This is a genomic window from Geomonas oryzae, from assembly GCF_004117875.1.
In the GTDB taxonomy this organism is placed as follows: Bacteria; Desulfobacterota; Desulfuromonadia; order Geobacterales; family Geobacteraceae; genus Geomonas; species Geomonas oryzae.
The window spans coordinates 72,700-88,846 of record NZ_RAHW01000006.1; the positions used below are offsets into that span (position 1 = coordinate 72,700).

Here is a 16,147-nt window from a genome sequence, read left to right on the forward strand (position 1 = left end):
CATGCGCCAGTTAACCGCCATAAACCTGCTCGTGCTGGTTCTCGCTCTGCCGCTCTTGAGTTACGCCGGCGCGAAGGAGGACCTGCAGGACATAAAGAAGCAGATCAAGGAGAAGAACCGCCTCATCACGAAGACCCAGAAGGTGGAGACCAAGGTCTCGGGTGAGCTGGTGCAGATCCAGAAGTCGCTCGCCGAGAAGCAGTCGAGCCTCGTGGCGCTCGGGCGCGACCTCGCCGTGGTCGAGAAGGGGGTGGACCGCACCCTTCTCGACATCGAGCGCGAGCGTCAGGAGGCGGAGCGCAAGAAGGCCCAGATCAACCGCCGTGTGGCAGCCCTCTACAAGGGGGGGGACACCGGGAACCTGCGTGTCTTCTTCTCCTCGGAATCCTTTCCGCAGATGAGCGAAAACCTGCGCTACATGCGGAGCATCCTCGAAAACGACAAGAAGCTCTTCCAGCAGTACAACGACAACGTACAGCGGCTGAACAAACTTAAAGAGCAACTGGAGCAGGATGCGGCGCGCAAGGAAGGGATCCGCCGTTCGATGGAAGCGAAAAAGCGCGAGATCGAGCAGGAGAAGAGCCGCAAGGCGACCTACCTCGTCAAGGTGCGGCAGGACAAGCAGGGGTATCTCGCATCGCTGAAGGAGCTGCAGGCCAATGCGGCGCGCCTGCAAAGCATGATCCGGAAGCTTGAAGCCAAAAGTAGAAAAGCGTATAGTGCCAAAGGTCGTTCCAAAGGGAGCGAGAGCCAGCCCGGGGTGACCGCGAAGGCAACGCCCGTCCCGGGTCGCGGTCTCGGGGCGCAAAAGGGGAAACTCTCATTGCCGGTACGAGGCAACATCGTGGAACGCTTCGGCAGGCACAAGCATCCCGACTTTGACTCATTCACGGTCAGTAACGGAATTTCCATTCAGGCCTCAGCCGGCAGTGCCATTCATGCCATCGACGACGGCGAGGTGATTTTCGCGAACTATTTCAAAGGCTATGGTAATATGATCATCGTCGATCATGGAGACGGCTTCTTCAGTCTCTACGCACACGCCTCATCCATCGCGAAGAGAGTCGGCGCCAGGGTCACGAGAAACGAGGTACTTGCGAGCGTGGGTGATGTCGATTCGACGAAGGGACCCATGCTTTATTTCGAGATCCGCTACCAGGGGAAACCGGTTGACCCGTCCCCCTGGTTCAGATAAGCAGGGTATCGCAAGAGAAAAACTCAGGGAGGCAAAATGTTCAAGGGCAGCAAATTCAAGAAAACAACCCTGTTTGTCACTACCGTTGCACTGCTGACGCTGGTCATCGCGTTCGGCGTACAGCGCAGATGTGCCGCCCAAGGGGGCGGAAACGACTACCAGTCCATCGAGCTGTTTACCGACGTCCTCGCCATCGTGAAGAAGAGCTACGTCGAGGAGGTAGACACCAAGAAGCTCGTCTACGGTGCCATCAACGGCATGCTGAGTTCGCTCGACCCGCACAGTTCCTTCATGCCTCCCGAGACGTACAAGGAGATGAAGATCGACACCAAGGGCGCCTTCGGCGGTCTGGGGATCGAGATCACGGTGAAGGAAGGCATCCTCACCGTCATCTCCCCGATCGAGGACACCCCCGCCTTCAGGGCCGGGATCAAGGCAGGCGACCAGATCCTCAAGATCGACGACAAGTACACCAAGGACCTGACGATAACCGACGCGGTGAAAAGGATGCGCGGCGTCAAGGGGACCAAGGTAACCCTCACCATCATGCGTGAAGGGTTCGACAAAACGAAGGAGTTCGTCCTCGAGCGCGACATCATCCAGGTGAAGAGCGTGAAGTACAAGGTGCTCGACGACGGTTACGGCTACGTCAGGATCTCCCAGTTCCAGGAGAAGACCGACGACGACCTCGAGAAGGCGCTGCAGGCGTTGCAGGCCGACAAGAAGGTGCTGAAGGGTCTCGTGCTCGATCTGAGAAACGACCCCGGCGGGCTCCTGGACCAGGCGGTCCGCGTCTGCGAGCACTTCGTGCCGGAAGGAAAGCTCATCGTCTACACCGAGGGGCGCGAGAAGGATTCCCAGATGCGCTTCACCTCCAGAAAGAGCCACAAGCAGGGCGAGTACCCGATCGTGGTGCTGATCAACAGCGGTTCGGCGAGCGCCTCCGAGATCGTGGCGGGGTGCCTCCAGGACCACAAGCGTGCCGTCATCATGGGGACCCAGAGCTTCGGCAAGGGTAGCGTGCAGACCATCATCCCGCTCTCCGACAACTCGGGCTTGAGACTCACCACCGCGCGCTACTACACCCCGAGCGGCCGCTCCATCCAGGCCAAGGGGATCACCCCGGACATCGTCGCCGAGCGCGTCGAGATCGCCTCCACCGGCGAGAAGCGCGAGGGGATGCATATCCGCGAGAAGGACCTCGAGAACCACTTCGAGAGCGACAAGAAGGATGACCAGGACGAGAAGACGGCGAAGCCCGCCCCCTACAAGACCGACGAGATGATCAAGAGCGACTCCCAGGTGCTGCGTGCCCTCGACCTCTTGAAGGGTTGGGAGATCCTCAAAACCATGGGAAAACTCCCTTCCTAGGATAAGGAACATCTTTAACCACAAAAAAGAAGGGGTAGCATGGCGCCGCCCCTTCTTTTTTTTTGCCACCGCAGGGCGGTGCAGCCGGCTCAGCCGTTTTCTTGACACCCGGCTCCGTGCTGCGTAGAGTAACCCGGGTGCGGCAGTCACCCAAAGCAGTCGAGGTCAGCCATGATGATACAGACTCTCTCGCGTGTGCTTCTTTTTCTATCGCTCACCCTCCTTTCCGTTCCGGCTCTGGCCTTGCCGATCCTCTCCATCTCATCGCCTGCGGCTGACGGTGTCTTCGTGCTCTACGGCGCACAGATGTCCGGCGTCGCCGGTCTCGACGTGACGGTAAGTTTCGACGCCGCGACACTCAGCAACCCTAGGGTTACCATGGGAAGCCTCGTTTCCGGGATGATGAGTGCGGCGAACCCGGGGACACCGACCATCCGCATGGCCATCGTCGGTACCAAGGAACTGAGCGGCAGTGGTGTAATCGCCACCATCGCCTTCGATCGTACCGGGAGTTCTCCCGGGAGCATCACCCTGCTTACCGCCAGCCTCATCGATGCCGCGGGGAAGAAGGTCGCCATGGCCTCCCCCATCGTCACCAATCCCCCACCGCCTTCGACGTCCGACAGCGCAAGCGGCGACGGCCAGACCGGAGCGAGCTCCGGCAATAGCGGAGGGACAGGGACAGGGACAGGGACAGGGACAGGGACAGGGACAGGGACCACCGGAGAAACGTCCGGCTCGGGCGTGAGCACGCCCAAATCAGGCGGATACGTCGGCGGTACGCTCACCATGCCGGGGCAGGAGACGGCAGGCCAGGAGACCACGACGGGGCAAACCACCTCCGGAGAAGATTATTCCTCCGGGCAGGAGTCGCAGAGGCGGGTACGGACCAAGAAGGTGCAGCCGGACGACGTTGAACCTCAGCTCGAGCAGGGGAATAACCAATCGAGGCCTTCAGACGAGCGGGGTGGGGCATCGACCGCAAACGGGAAGCCGGCCCAGGTCGCCGAGCCGGTCAAGATAGAAAGCGTGCTGGACAAATTCAGGGACTTCAAAGGGGAACGCACCCCGGCCAACCTGACGGTGCTCTTCGCTCCGGCACCTCAAGCGCAGTACATCCAGGTCCCGGCGGTAGTGCTGGCGGACGGCAAGGCGACGGTCACGTTGCATGTTTATCTCAACGTGGGTGATGCGACCCCCAGGTTCAGTTTCGCCGACTGCAGCTACGTTTCCTACGGCCGCATCGAGAAGGGGTGGGAGATCCAGGCCCGCCCGGACCGCGACGCGTTGAGCGCAAGCGTTGCGGTGCTCTACAACGGCCAGAGACAGGAATTCCCGCTGGTGGTGGCCCCTGCGGTGCGGCTTGCCAAGAAAGGCCAGAAAAAGGTCACGGAAGCAGACTTCCAGCGCTTCCTCGCCGACCGCGGCACCGACTCTGCACCGCACTTCGACTTGAACAAGGACGGCAAACGAGACTACGTCGACGATTACATCTACACGGCGAACTACCTGGTGCAGACAGATCAGGTCAAATAGAAGCACAAGCAACAGTTTTTCTGTTTAAGCACTGACATGGATGCCCTCCGGCCCAATGGCCGGAGGGCATCCGACGTTAGCGGGAGGCAAGCAGCCTGTGCAGAGGGGCTTTTCAGTTGCCGCACCGTCATCGATGTTGTATACAAAAAACTGCTGCGATCATTTCACACATGGGAGGAACAGATGTTGAACCTAAAAGACGGCAGTCTTTTTCAGCAACTCTGCTTCATCAACGGTGCCTGGAGTGCGGCCGACAGCGGTGAGACCATCGATGTAACCAACCCGGCAACGGGAGAGAAGCTCGGCACCATACCGAAGATGGGAGCGGCCGAGACACGCCGCGCCATAGAAGCGGCGCAAGCCGCACTCCCCGCGTGGCGCGCGAAGACGGCTCAGGAGCGCTCCGTCATCATAAGGCGCTGGTCCGAGCTGATGCTGGAGCATCAGGAGGATCTGGCGGTACTGATGACCGCCGAGCAGGGCAAGCCGCTTGCCGAGGCGCGCGGCGAGACGGTCTACGCCGCCTCCTTCCTCGAGTGGTTTTCCGAGGAGGGAAAAAGGATTTACGGCGACGTCATCCCGTCGCACCAAAGCGACAAGCGTATCGTCGTCCTCAAGGAGCCGATCGGGGTCTGCGCCGCCATCACCCCTTGGAACTTCCCTTCCGCCATGATCACCCGCAAAGCCGGGCCTGCGCTTGCCGCCGGCTGCACCATGGTCGTGAAGCCTGCGACGGCGACACCTTACTCGGCCCTGGCTCTAGCCGAACTGGCACGGCGTGCGGGCGTGCCGGACGGTGTCTTCTCCGTCGTCACCGGTTCGGCGGCGGGGATCGGCGGCGAGATGACCGCGAACCCGCTGGTCAGGAAACTCACCTTCACCGGGTCGACCGAGATCGGCAAGAAGCTGATGGCCGAGTGCGCGGGGACGGTGAAAAAGGTCTCCATGGAACTGGGCGGCAACGCCCCTTTCATCGTCTTCGACGACGCCGATCTCGATGCCGCTGTGGAAGGCGCGCTGATCTCCAAATACCGCAACACCGGCCAGACCTGTGTCTGCACCAACCGCTTCCTTGTGCAGGACGGCATCTACGACCGGTTCGCCGAGAAGCTGGCCAGCGCGGTTGCCGCGATGAAGGTGGGGGACGGTCTGAAGGGAGAAACCCAGCAGGGGCCCCTCATCGACATGGCCGCGGTGGAGAAGGTGGAGGAGCATATCGGCGACGCCCTCGCCAAGGGGGCGCGCGTGTTGACCGGCGGCAAACGGCATGCCCTTGGCGGCTCCTTCTTTGAACCGACCGTCCTCGCCGACGTCTCGCCGGATATGCTGGTCGCGCGGGAAGAGACCTTCGGGCCGGTGGCCCCGCTTTTCCGGTTCCAGACCGAGGAGGAGGCGATCCGTCTTGCCAACGACACCGAATTCGGCCTCGCCGCTTACTTCTACAGCCGTGACATCGCGCGGGTGTGGCGGGTGGCGGAGGCGGTCGAGTACGGCATCGTCGGCATCAATACGGGCCTCATCTCCACCGCCGTGGCTCCCTTTGGCGGGGTGAAGGAGTCCGGCGTCGGTCGCGAAGGATCCAAGTACGGCATCGAGGACTTCCTCGAGGTCAAGTATCTCTGCATCGGCGGGATCAGGTAGGGGGGCCGCGCTGAAACCTCCACATCCCTCCTCCACCGTAGGGTGAAGGTCGGGGGGGTGCCCGTCCGACGCAGGCAAAAAGGTAAACCATGACCGAGGTGCTCCAATACAACGAGGGTAAGGTGCTGCGCGGCGATATCGACGTCGTGCGGGAGTTTCCCCTGGTCCTCAGGGTGAACGACCGGGAACTGGTCACCCTGGTCGCTTCGCCGCACGACCTGCGCTTTCTGGTGGCCGGATTTCTAAGGCTCCAGGGATTCGTCGCCTCGGCCGATGACTTTTTGGTCCTTAGCGTCTGCAACGACTACGGCATCGCCAACGTCCGCATCAAGGGGGAACTCCCCCATGAACTGAAGCCGGTGCTCACCTCTGGGTGCGGCACCGGCGTCACTTTTTCCCTGCCGCAAGGCACGCCCCCTGCCGCACCGCGCGCCGGTATCGCGGTCGGTGCCCTCTTTGAGCTGATGAGGCAGCTGGCCCGGACCTCGGACCGGTACAAAAGCCATGGGGGCCTCCACTCCGCAGCCATCGGGGACGTCGAGGGACGGCTCCTTCTGCACGCCGAAGACCTCGGCAGGCACAACACCATCGACCGCCTGGCAGGGGAGGCCCTGCTCAAAGGGATTTCCCTGTCAGGCACCATCCTCGCCACCTCAGGCCGCGTCTCGACAGAGATGGCCGCGAAGGCGGCGCAGCTCGGCATCGCGGTCGTCGCATCCAGAACCTCGCCCACCGATATGGCGATCCGTATCTGCGATGAAAGCGGCATAACGCTCATCGGCTACCTGCGCGGCGCCAAACTCACCGCATATACCCATTCCGAATATATTTTATTTTCTTAATACTTCCGTTCCGCGTACCGCCGAACACCTCCGCTGATTCCAGATAAAACGCCATAGTAACAGCTCTTTTTACACGGATCTGCGCCATCTTACAGGCACTTTCAACAATTGACAAAGCAGGGTAAAAATTGTATACAGTATCCGTTCAAATGAAGTACCAGCTGAAAGAAGAGTTATCATAACTTCCGTAAATAGCTGCACATTATCTGGAGGAGGAATCATGATCGAAGCGTACCTGAAGCAAGAGGCAGAAAGAAAAGCACTCGGGATTCCTGCGAAACCGCTCGACCCTGAGCAGACCGCGGAACTTTGCAAACTGTTGGAAGCACCCCCGGCAGGCAAGGAGGAGTTCCTGCTCCACCTCCTGAAGGAAAGGGTCTCCCCGGGCGTCGACCCGGCAGCCGAAGTGAAGGCCGGCTTCCTCGCCGCCATCCTCACCGGCGCCAAGAAGTCCCCGCTGGTCTCCAAGAAGGACGCGGTTCAGATTCTGGGCACCATGCTGGGCGGCTACAACGTGGCCCCGCTGGTCGCAGCGCTGAAGGACGCCGAAGTTGCCGATGAGGCCGTGAAGGCCCTTTGCGGCACCACCCTCGTGTACGACGCTTTCGACGACGTCCTCGAGCTCTCCAAGAGCAACGCCGGCGCCAAGAAGGTTCTCGAGTCCTGGGCCAACGCCGAGTGGTTCACCTCCAAGCCGGGCCTGCCGGAAACCGTGAAGGTGAAGGTCTACAAGGTCGACGGCGAGATCAACACCGACGACTTCTCCCCCGCAGGCGACGCATGGAGCCGTCCGGACATCCCGCTGCACGCCCTCGCCATGGGCAAGACCCGCTTCCCCGACGGCAACGCCACCATCGCCAAGTTCAGGGCGGAAGGGTTCCAGGTCGCCTTCGTGGGCGACGTCGTGGGTACCGGTTCCTCCCGTAAGTCCGCATGCAACAGCGTGCTCTGGCACATCGGCCAGGACATCCCGGCCGTTCCGAACAAGCGTCGCGACGGCATCATCATCGGCGGCGTCATCGCCCCGATCTTCTTCAACACCGCGCAGGACTCCGGCGCGTTCCCGATCAAGACCGACGTGACCAAGATGAAGACCGGCGACGTCATCGTGATCAACGCCAAGAAGGGCGAGGTGACCACCGAAGCTGGTGAGGTTCTCTCCACCTTCACCGTGGCCCCGAACACCCTGTTCGACGAATTCCGCGCCGGCGGCCGTATCCCGCTGATCATCGGCCGCGCCCTCACCGATCGCGCACGTAAGGCACTCGGGCTGGCGCCGACCGACGTCTTCACCCTCCCGGTCAACCCGGTTGCCAAGGCAGGCCAGGGCTACTCGCTGGCCCAGAAGATGGTCGGCCAGGCCTGCGGCGTCGCAGGCGTCCTCCCGGGGACCGCTTGCGAGCCGAAGATGACCACCGTCGGTTCCCAGGACACCACCGGCCCGATGACCGCCGACGAGCTGAAAGAGCTCGCCTGCCTCAAGTTCCAGGCGCCGATGTTCATGCAGTCCTTCTGCCACACTGCGGCCTACCCGAAACCGGCCGACGTGAAGATGCACAAGACCCTGCCGCAGTTCATCATCGAGCGCGGCGGCGTGCCCCTGAAGCCGGGCGACGGCGTCATCCACTCCTGGCTGAACCGTCTCCTCGTTCCGGACACCGTCGGTACCGGCGGCGACTCCCACACCCGTTTCCCGATCGGGATCTCCTTCCCGGCGGGTTCCGGCCTGGTCGCCTTCGCAGGCGCCCTGGGCTTCATGCCGCTCGACATGCCCGAGTCCGTTCTCGTACGCTTCAAGGGCAAGTTCAACCCCGGCATCACCCTGCGCGACGCGGTTAACGCGATCCCGTACTGGGCCATCAAGCAGGGCCTCCTTACCGTGCCCAAGAAGAACAAGGTCAACATTTTCAACGGCCGCATCCTCGAGATGGAAGGTCTTCCGGAGCTCTCCGTCGAGCAGGCCTTCGAGCTGACCGACGCCGCCGCCGAGCGCAGCGCCGCCGCCGGCTGCATCAAGCTCTCCGAGGAGTCGGTAGCCACCTATCTCCGCTCCAACGTGGCCCTCATGAAGCAGATGATCGCCGACGGCTACCAGGACGCCCAGACCCTGCAGAACAGGATCGACGCGGTCAACGAGTGGCTGAAGGCTCCGAAGCTTCTCGAAGCTGATGCCAACGCCGAGTACGCAGCTGTCATCGAGATTGACCTCGCCGAGATCACCGAGCCGATCCTCGCCTGCCCGAACGATCCGGACGACGTGAAGCTCCTCTCCGAGGTTGCCGGTACCCCGATCCAGGACGTCTTCCTCGGTTCCTGCATGACCAACATCGGCCACTTCCGCGCCGCAGGCGAGATCTGGAGGGGGCAGAAGTTCAACCCGAACGTCCGTACCTGGATCTGCCCGCCGACCCGCATGGATCAGGCGAAGCTCAAGGACGAGGCGTACTTCTCCGTCTACAGCGCCATGGGCGCACGCGTCGAGATCGCAGGCTGCTCGCTCTGCATGGGTAACCAGGCACGCGTACCCGACGGGGTGAACATGTTCTCCACCTCGACCCGTAACTTCGACGACAGGATCGGCAACGGCGCCAAGGTGTTCCTCGGCTCCGCAGAGCTCGGTGCCGTCACCGTGAACATGGGCAAGCTCCCGACCCCGGCCGAGTACCTGGCCGTGTACAAGGAGAAGGTCGAGCCGAACAAGGCAACCGTGTACAAGTACCTCCAGTTCGACGAGATGTAGAAAGAGCTGGCAACAAGCAGCAAAAAGGCCCGCCGGGAAACCGGCGGGCCTTTCTTTTTTCTGTGGCGGCAGTTCGACGGCCTCGCCGTCCCACCTGTCGTCTGACTGGTCTGACTGTGGGCGGAGGGCGGAGGGCGGAGGGCGGAGGGCGGAGGGCGACGCTACAGCAGCGCCTTCAGCTCCGCGATCAGGTCGCCCAGGAGGTCGTAGCCCCCCTGCCAGAAGCTGGGGTCGCTGAAGACGATGCCTGCGGGGGCAAGGGTGTCGCCGGGCGACTTGGATCCGCCGTCGGCCAGGATGTCGCGGTAGACGGGCACGAAGCTCTCGCGCTCCTTCAGGTAGCGCTGGAACAGCGACAGCACCACCAGTTCCGCGCAGGTGTAGGAGTAGCAGTAGAAACGTGCGTGGATGAAGTGGGAGATGTAGCTCCAGCCGTACCGGTAAGGCTCGATCATCTCGACCGAGTCGCCGTAGAGCTTCGCGTTCTCACTCCACCAGAGGTCGCAGAGTTCGTTGGCGGTGAGAAGACCGTCGTTGCGCCTTAAGTGCATCTGCTCCTCGAACCTGGTGAGGACGTTCTGCCTGAAGGTGGTGGCGATGATGTCCTCGATCTTTGCGCACAGAAGGGACTTCTTCACCTCGACGTCGGTCTCGCGCTCAAGCAACTGCCGGGTGAGGAGCATCTCGCCGAACACCGAGGCGGTCTCGGCAAGGGGCAGCGGCGGGTGGTAGTTGAGCATGGTTTGGCGCTGCGCGAGCAGGTAGTGGATGCCGTGCCCGACCTCGTGGGCGATGGTCGCCACGTCGCGCAGGTTTCCGGTGAAGTTCAAAAGCAGGTAAGGGGGGAGCTCCGGGGTCATCCCCATGCAGAAGGCGCCGCCGCTCTTGCCGGGACGGGGCATGACGTCCACGCGCCTGCCGGTGAAGAAGGAGTCCGCTAACTGGGCGAACTCTTCGGAGAAGCCGCGGTACGCCTCAACCGTCATGGCGCGCGCTTCCTCGAAGCTGTATTTGCGGTCGCTCTCGGTGAGGGGAGCGTAGACGTCGGTGTTTTTCAGCTTCGGCATGCCGAGCAGCCGGGCCTTCAGGCGGAAGTACTCCTGCGCCAGCGGGTAGTTCTTCTCGGAGACCTGCATGAGGCTTTCGACCACCTCGTTGGGGATCTCGTTGCCGAGGTTGGTCGGCTCCATCGGGTGCCGGTAGTTCCTAAGCTCCATCTCCTGGGAATGGTCCAGCGCCACGTTGTTGAACACCGCGGAATAGAGGATGCCGTTTTCCTCGTGCTTTTTGAGGAAGGTGCCGAAGGCGCGCTCGCGCACCTCCGCGTCCGGGTGGTGCAGAAGGGCGAGCAGTTCCTCGCCGGTCACCTCTTTGGTCTCCCCGTCCATCTCGAGGGTGTAGCGCAGCGAGGCGGAGACCTCGTCGAAGAGACGGCAGAAGGCCTGCACCCCGGTCAGGCTCTTTTGGGAAAGCAGACTCTCCTCCCGCTCGGAAAGGGTGTGCGCCTTGAACTTGCGCAGCACCTCGAGGAAGTGACGGTAGTTATCGAGCAGGCTGTCCTTGACGAGCTTTTGAAACGGCTCTTCCTCCATCTGGATGATCTCGAGATCGAAGAAGAGGAGCTCCCGCCCCATGGCGTTTCCGAACTCCTGGGACTTCTGGGAGAGCCGTTTGTGCAGATCGCTCTCGCTGTCGGCGGCGAAAAGCAGGTGCGCGTAGAGTTGGGGCACCGCCAGATCCTCCTGCAGCTTCTCGTAGCTCTTGAGCGCTTCGAGGAGCCCCTCGGCGGATAGCTCGGCTACCTTGCCGCGGTAGCGCTCCCTGAACGCTGCGACCTGCGAGGCAGCCCCCTCGAAAGCCTGGTTCAGCTCGGGTGCTGAAGGGGAAGAGTAAAGCGGGGTGGTATCCCAGCAGAGGTTGTCGGACATGCGGCCTCCTGAAAAGCTGATTTCGTAATGATTTCAAAAGAATGGAACCGATAGTAATGCATGGTCGGCACGGTGTCAAGAAAGGGCGCCCCATGGTGCACGGGAGAAATCAACGGCCGTTGCTGCACTTCCGCGCCTTGACAACAAAAAGGGGCGCGATAGAAATAGCACTTGTTAAAAAAATATAATATTCAAACGTCAGCCGCTGACAGCGCTTCTCCTGTGGGGGTGGCAGGAAGCCGCTCCTGCAAGTGGTTCTTTCGTTAACCGCTAGTGCGAGGATGAACGCCATGAAAAAGCGTCAGGTGGTTCAGGATGCGGCTTTTCAACCTGCACCGGGGACGGCGACAGGTTGTGACCGTTTCGGGGCAGGAAGCGGTGGCCAGTGCATCGTGTTGCAGCGGCTTTTTTCCTGCCGCAATGACGCGTTGGCAGCGGGCACGGAAGCGGGGCACGGCGCCGATGTCGGGTGCAGCGTGGGGGCCATGGCCTTCGCGTCGCTCACTCTTCGTGAAGCGCGGGACAGGGTCGAGCGGTGGATGGTGTACGACGCTATCCGCGCCTGTGCGGGAAACATGAGCAAGGCGGCGGACATGCTGGGCGTCAGCCGTCCGGCCCTTTACGATCTGGTGAAGAAGTACGGGGTATGCAGGATCAAGACGCGCGGCTGACGGTCAGATACGTACGGCCATGCCGCCGTCGCGCGGGATCAGTTCGCTGAAATAATGGATGGTGTGAAAGTCTTTCGACTGGAGCGGCTGCATCGTCGAGCTGAAGCGACCGACATAAATCAGGTAGCGGATGCCGAAGAGGCGCGCCGTCCCCAGGTTGGTCTCGCTGTCCTCTCCCAGCATGGTTCTTTCAGGATCGTACGGTACCTTCCTCTGCAATTCCCCCCAGAAGAGCGGATCCTCCTTTGGCAGTCCCAGGTCGTGGGCGGAGATGATGCCGTCGAAGTAGCCGCCGATCGTGGTCCGGCGCAGTTTCAGGTTCAGCGTCTTGCCGTGGGCGTTGGTGACCAGGTAGACCTTCTTGCCGTGCTGGCGCAGGAAAAGGAGAAACTCGGTCACGAACGGGTGCACCGCGATCAGGTGGTGCACCTCTTCCTTCAGCACCGGGATGTCGAGGCCCAGTTGCGCGGACCAGTAATCGAGGTCGGTCCAGTTGAGGGTCCTCTCCTGGGAGCGGAACATGCGGTAGAGCTTTTCCCTCGCCGCGCTCTCGTCGATGCCGTTTTTTTCGGCGTAGCGTCTCGGGACGTGCTCGAGCCAGAAGTGGTCGTCGAAGTGGCGGTCCAGCAGGGTGCCGTCCATGTCGAGGTGGACGGTGTCGATCAGGTTCCAGTCTACTTGCAGGGGGGGGAGGGGCATTCGGGGGTCTCTTTTGTTATCTGACCCGTCCGACCGGTCTGACCAGTCGGACAGGTCAGACGTCAGACTAAGCTTTGGCTTTAACGAAGGCTTTCACCAGCTCTTTGTCCGCAGCCATGATCTCGCAGCGGGTTTCCTTGCCTTGCAGGGCGGCGAGCTGGGGCGGCAGCTCGGCGGGGGCGCCGATGGCGCGCTCGACGGCGTCACCGAACTTCGCCGGGTGCGCGGTGGCAAGGCAGACGACGGCCGGATGCCCCTTCACGCACTCGAGGGCGGCGCGCACCCCGACCGCGGTGTGCGGGTCGAGCACGTAGCCGGTCTCCTTGTTGAAGGTGGCGATGGTGTCGAGGGTCATCGACTCGTTCACGGTGCAGCTAAGGAATTCTTCCTTGACGCGCTGCACCTCTTCCGCGGTGAAAACGATCTTGCCGGTCTGCTGCAGCTCGGCAAAGGCGCTTCTCACGCGCTCCGGATTTTCGTTGAAGAGGTAATAGAGGTAGCGCTCCAGGTTGGATGCGAGCTGGATGTCCATGGAAGGGGAGACGGTCTGCACCACCTTCCCCAGGGAGTAGTCGCCGCTTTGCACGAAGCGCGAAAGGATGTTGTTCTCGTTGGTGGCGAGCAGGAGCTTCTCCACCGGGAGTCCCATCCGCTTCGCGAGGTAGCCCGCGAAGATGTCGCCGAAGTTCCCGGTCGGAACGGAGAACACCACTTCCCCCTGCTCGGGGAGCCTGCCCCAGGCGTAGAAGTAGTAGACCACCTGGGCGAGCACGCGGGCCCAGTTGATCGAGTTCACCGCGCCGAGCGCGTACTCTTTCTTGAATTCGAGGTCGTTGAACAGGGTCTTCACGATATTCTGGCAGTCGTCGAAGGTCCCTTCTACGGCGATGTTGTGCACGTTGGCGTCGAGCACGCTGGTCATCTGCAGCGCCTGGATGGGAGAGGTCTTCAGGTGCGGGTGCAGGATGAAGATGTTGATGTTCTCCTTGCCGCGCACCCCCGCAATGGCGGCGCTCCCGGTGTCGCCGGAGGTGGCGCCCAGGATGTTCATCTTCTCGCCGCGCTCCTTCAAAAGGTACTCGAAGAGGTTCCCGAGCAGCTGCAGCGCCACGTCCTTGAAGGCGAGGGTGGGACCGTGGAAGAGCTCCAGGATGTAGACGCCGTCCTTTTTCACCAGGGGAGTCGTCTCCTGGTGCTCGAAGGTCCCGTAGGAACGGTCGATGAGCGCTTTCAGGTCGGCGCCCGGGATGTCGGTGGCGAAGAGGGAGATGATATTGAAAGCGAGCTCACGGTAGGGGAGTTTGGACCATGCGGCAAGGGTGCCACGGTCGAGCTGCGGGATGCTCTCCGGCAGAATAAGGCCGCCGTCGGTGGCAAGCCCCATCATTACTGCGTCCTTGAACCCGATCGGGGCGATGTTTCCCCTGGTGCTTATGTATTTCATGTCGGTTCTCTTTCCTTTTACAGGTTTTTGTGCCGTTTTCGGCGACGCCAATATATAGCAGCTAATGGTCTAAAAGTGAAGCGATTGCTGGGTTGCTGACTGTGGGCAGGTCCTCCTTGACTGCCGTGACTTACACGCGGCGCCCGGGAGCACACAGGAAAAAACGGCGGTCTCTTGAATTTCCCCAATGTCTCGTGCGGCGGCTAAAGTTCCCCGTCCTTCCGGCAGAAGAAAAAGTGGCGCTGGATGAGGCCGATAACATGCCTGAAAGCCCGAAAAAACAGCTCACTCTGGGAAAAAAGCGCTTGCATAAAGAAGGCTTCCATGGTAATTAATGGCGTACATGTTAACGTTCACTCAAAAGTGAGCTCCTCCGGCTCGCTTTTTTTTATGGGAAAACCTAGAGATGGCCAAGGTTGATGTAGCAGAAAGAGTCACTGAAATCGTTGCAGAGATCGGCGCGCCGCTCGGGATCGATCTGGTCGACCTCGAGTACAAGCGCGAGGGGCGCGACATGGTGCTCAGGATCTTCCTCGAGAAGGAAGGCGGGATCACCCTGGACGACTGCGCCGACGTGAGCCGCCAGCTCTCCGACATCCTGGACGTCGAGGACTTCATGCCGGAGCGCTACGACCTGGAGGTCTCCTCGCCGGGGATCTGCCGTCCGCTCAAGAAGCTCGCCGACTACGAGCGTTTCGCGGGGCACCTGGTTAAGGTGAAGACCTTCGAGATGCTCGCCGACGATGCGGGGAACAAGCGCAAGACCTTCACCGGGAAGCTCCTTGGTGTTGCGGACGGGGTGATCAGCATCGACCTCACCGAGGGTCAGCATGCGTCCGTCCCGCTGGACAAGGTGGCCAAGGCCAACCTCGAATTCGAATTCTAAAATTTCTATTTGTAATTATCAGCAGAAGGAGACAGTCACGTGGAAACGAGCTTTAACCTCAAGCACACGATCGACCAGATCGTAAAAGAGAAGGGTATCGATAAAAGTATTGTGGTAGAGGCGCTGGAACAGGCAGTGCTGACCGCCGCCAACAAGAAATTTCGCAATACCCGTGATCTGGAGGCGCACTACAACCCCGAGATCGGCGAGGTTGAGCTGTTCGAGTTCGTGACCGTCGTGGAAGAGGTGCAGGATTCCTACCGCGAGATCGAGCTCGACGAGGCCCGCGAGGAGGATCCGGACGTCGAGATCGGCGACTCCATCGGCATGAAGATGGACGCCTCCGGCTTTTCGAGGATCGCCGCGCAGACCGCCAAGCAGGTGATCATTCAGCGCGTGCGTGAGGCTGAGCGCGAGACCATCTTCAACGAGTTCCAGGAGCGCCAGGGCGAGATCGTGAACGGCGTCGTGCGCCGTTTCGAGAAGGGCGACCTGATCGTCGATCTCGGCCGCGCCGAGGCGCTTCTCCCGCACAAGGAGCAGGCTCCGCGCGAGGTGTACCGTCAGGGCGACCGCGTTAAGGCACTCATCACCGAGATCCGCATGACCACCAAAGGGCCGCAGATCATGCTCTCCCGCACCCATCCCCAGATGCTCGCCAAGCTGTTCGAGGCCGAGGTTCCGGAGATCGCCGAGGGGATCGTCGAAATCAAGAGCGTCGTGCGTGAGCCGGGGGGGCGCGCGAAGATCGCCGTCTACTCCCACGATGGCGACGTCGATCCGGTCGGCGCCTGCGTCGGCATGCGCGGCTCCCGCGTCCAGAACGTGGTCTCCGAGCTGCGCGGCGAGAAGATCGACATCATCCCGTGGAGCGAGGACATCGCACGCTTCGCATGCAACGCACTGGCTCCTGCCGTGGTCACCAAGGTGTACGTCGACGAGGAGGAGTACGCCATGGAGGTCATCGTGGCCGACGACCAGCTCTCGCTCGCCATCGGCAAACGCGGCCAGAACGTCCGCCTTGCCGCCAAACTGACCGGCTGGAAGATCGACATCAAGAGCGAGACCCGCATGGCCGAGGCCGAGCTGCAGCAGTTCGCCTCCTATGACGGCACCGAGGCGGCCGACGCCGAAGAGGCTGAGGAAGTAGCCGAGAGTGTCGAACCCGCAGTAGAGGCGGTCGAAGAGGACTAA

12 protein-coding genes are annotated in these 16,147 nt (G+C 61.5%); 9 read left to right on the top strand and 3 right to left on the bottom strand.

Annotated elements, in window-relative coordinates; translation table 11 throughout:
- Position 1: 1 nt before the first annotated feature.
- From D6Z24_RS15395 to acnB, 6 genes are all read left to right on the top strand, one after another.
- Complete coding sequence (locus D6Z24_RS15395; RefSeq protein ID WP_129127494.1) at positions 2-1,195, top strand: murein hydrolase activator EnvC family protein; 1,194 nt, start codon at positions 2-4, stop codon at positions 1,193-1,195.
- 36 nt (positions 1,196-1,231) lie between these two features.
- Positions 1,232-2,566 carry a S41 family peptidase gene (locus D6Z24_RS15400; RefSeq protein ID WP_129127495.1) on the top strand — a complete coding sequence of 445 codons (1,335 nt, stop codon included), beginning with the start codon at positions 1,232-1,234 and terminating at the stop codon, positions 2,564-2,566.
- A 171-nt stretch (positions 2,567-2,737) separates the two neighbouring features.
- Complete coding sequence (locus D6Z24_RS15405; protein ID WP_129127496.1) at positions 2,738-4,102, top strand: cohesin domain-containing protein; 1,365 nt, start codon at positions 2,738-2,740, stop codon at positions 4,100-4,102.
- Between the two features lie 183 nt (positions 4,103-4,285).
- Positions 4,286-5,743 (top strand): NADP-dependent succinate-semialdehyde dehydrogenase, encoded by a 1,458-nt coding sequence (gabD, locus tag D6Z24_RS15410; RefSeq protein ID WP_129127497.1) that lies wholly within the window; start codon positions 4,286-4,288, stop codon positions 5,741-5,743.
- 89 nt (positions 5,744-5,832) lie between these two features.
- A complete protein-coding gene (gene fdhD / locus D6Z24_RS15415; protein ID WP_129127498.1) occupies positions 5,833-6,585 on the top strand; it encodes a formate dehydrogenase accessory sulfurtransferase FdhD in 753 nt (250 codons plus the stop codon).
- A gap of 220 nt (positions 6,586-6,805) precedes the next feature.
- Positions 6,806-9,325 (top strand): bifunctional aconitate hydratase 2/2-methylisocitrate dehydratase, encoded by a 2,520-nt coding sequence (acnB, locus tag D6Z24_RS15420; RefSeq protein ID WP_129127499.1) that lies wholly within the window; start codon positions 6,806-6,808, stop codon positions 9,323-9,325.
- Between the two features lie 161 nt (positions 9,326-9,486).
- Here the strand turns inward: acnB and D6Z24_RS15425 are convergent, their stop codons facing one another.
- Complete coding sequence (locus D6Z24_RS15425; RefSeq protein WP_129127500.1) at positions 9,487-11,253, bottom strand: M3 family oligoendopeptidase; 1,767 nt, start codon at positions 11,251-11,253, stop codon at positions 9,487-9,489.
- 290 nt (positions 11,254-11,543) lie between these two features.
- On the opposite strand from D6Z24_RS15425, the gene D6Z24_RS15430 reads away from it, so the two are divergent.
- Complete coding sequence (locus tag D6Z24_RS15430) at positions 11,544-11,924, top strand: helix-turn-helix domain-containing protein (protein WP_246014688.1); 381 nt, start codon at positions 11,544-11,546, stop codon at positions 11,922-11,924.
- A gap of 3 nt (positions 11,925-11,927) precedes the next feature.
- On the opposite strand, the gene D6Z24_RS15435 is transcribed toward D6Z24_RS15430, so the two are convergent.
- Together D6Z24_RS15435 and thrC are read right to left on the bottom strand one after the other, a co-directional pair.
- Entirely contained in the window at positions 11,928-12,623 is a 696-nt protein-coding gene (locus D6Z24_RS15435; RefSeq protein WP_129127501.1) for an HAD-IA family hydrolase, read from the bottom strand.
- 67 nt (positions 12,624-12,690) lie between these two features.
- Positions 12,691-14,067: a threonine synthase gene (gene thrC / locus D6Z24_RS15440; protein ID WP_129127502.1), complete on the bottom strand. Its 1,377-nt coding sequence runs from the start codon at positions 14,065-14,067 to the stop codon at positions 12,691-12,693.
- Between the two features lie 406 nt (positions 14,068-14,473).
- Here thrC and rimP point away from each other — a divergent pair, with 406 nt between their 5' ends.
- Both rimP and nusA read left to right on the top strand, forming a co-directional pair.
- Positions 14,474-14,953: a ribosome maturation factor RimP gene (gene rimP, locus D6Z24_RS15445; RefSeq protein WP_129127503.1), complete on the top strand. Its 480-nt coding sequence runs from the start codon at positions 14,474-14,476 to the stop codon at positions 14,951-14,953.
- 39 nt (positions 14,954-14,992) lie between these two features.
- Positions 14,993-16,147, top strand: coding sequence for a transcription termination factor NusA (gene nusA / locus D6Z24_RS15450; protein ID WP_129127504.1), 1,155 nt, complete (start codon positions 14,993-14,995; stop codon positions 16,145-16,147).

Excerpts from the sequence above, each read along its gene's own strand:
- gabD (WP_129127497.1), top strand. The coding sequence starts at position 4,286 with ATGTTGAACCTAAAAGACGGCAGTCTTTTTCAGCAACTCTGCTTCATC.
- D6Z24_RS15405 (WP_129127496.1), top strand. The coding sequence starts at position 2,738 with ATGATGATACAGACTCTCTCGCGTGTGCTTCTTTTTCTATCGCTCACC.
- D6Z24_RS15395 (WP_129127494.1), top strand. The coding sequence starts at position 2 with ATGCGCCAGTTAACCGCCATAAACCTGCTCGTGCTGGTTCTCGCTCTG.
- D6Z24_RS15425 (WP_129127500.1), bottom strand. The coding sequence starts at position 11,253 with ATGTCCGACAACCTCTGCTGGGATACCACCCCGCTTTACTCTTCCCCT.
- D6Z24_RS15430 (WP_246014688.1), top strand. The coding sequence starts at position 11,544 with ATGAAAAAGCGTCAGGTGGTTCAGGATGCGGCTTTTCAACCTGCACCG.
- acnB (WP_129127499.1), top strand. The coding sequence starts at position 6,806 with ATGATCGAAGCGTACCTGAAGCAAGAGGCAGAAAGAAAAGCACTCGGG.
- rimP (WP_129127503.1), top strand. The coding sequence starts at position 14,474 with ATGGCCAAGGTTGATGTAGCAGAAAGAGTCACTGAAATCGTTGCAGAG.
- D6Z24_RS15400 (WP_129127495.1), top strand. The coding sequence starts at position 1,232 with ATGTTCAAGGGCAGCAAATTCAAGAAAACAACCCTGTTTGTCACTACC.
- D6Z24_RS15435 (WP_129127501.1), bottom strand. The coding sequence starts at position 12,623 with ATGCCCCTCCCCCCCCTGCAAGTAGACTGGAACCTGATCGACACCGTC.
- fdhD (WP_129127498.1), top strand. The coding sequence starts at position 5,833 with ATGACCGAGGTGCTCCAATACAACGAGGGTAAGGTGCTGCGCGGCGAT.
- thrC (WP_129127502.1), bottom strand. The coding sequence starts at position 14,067 with ATGAAATACATAAGCACCAGGGGAAACATCGCCCCGATCGGGTTCAAG.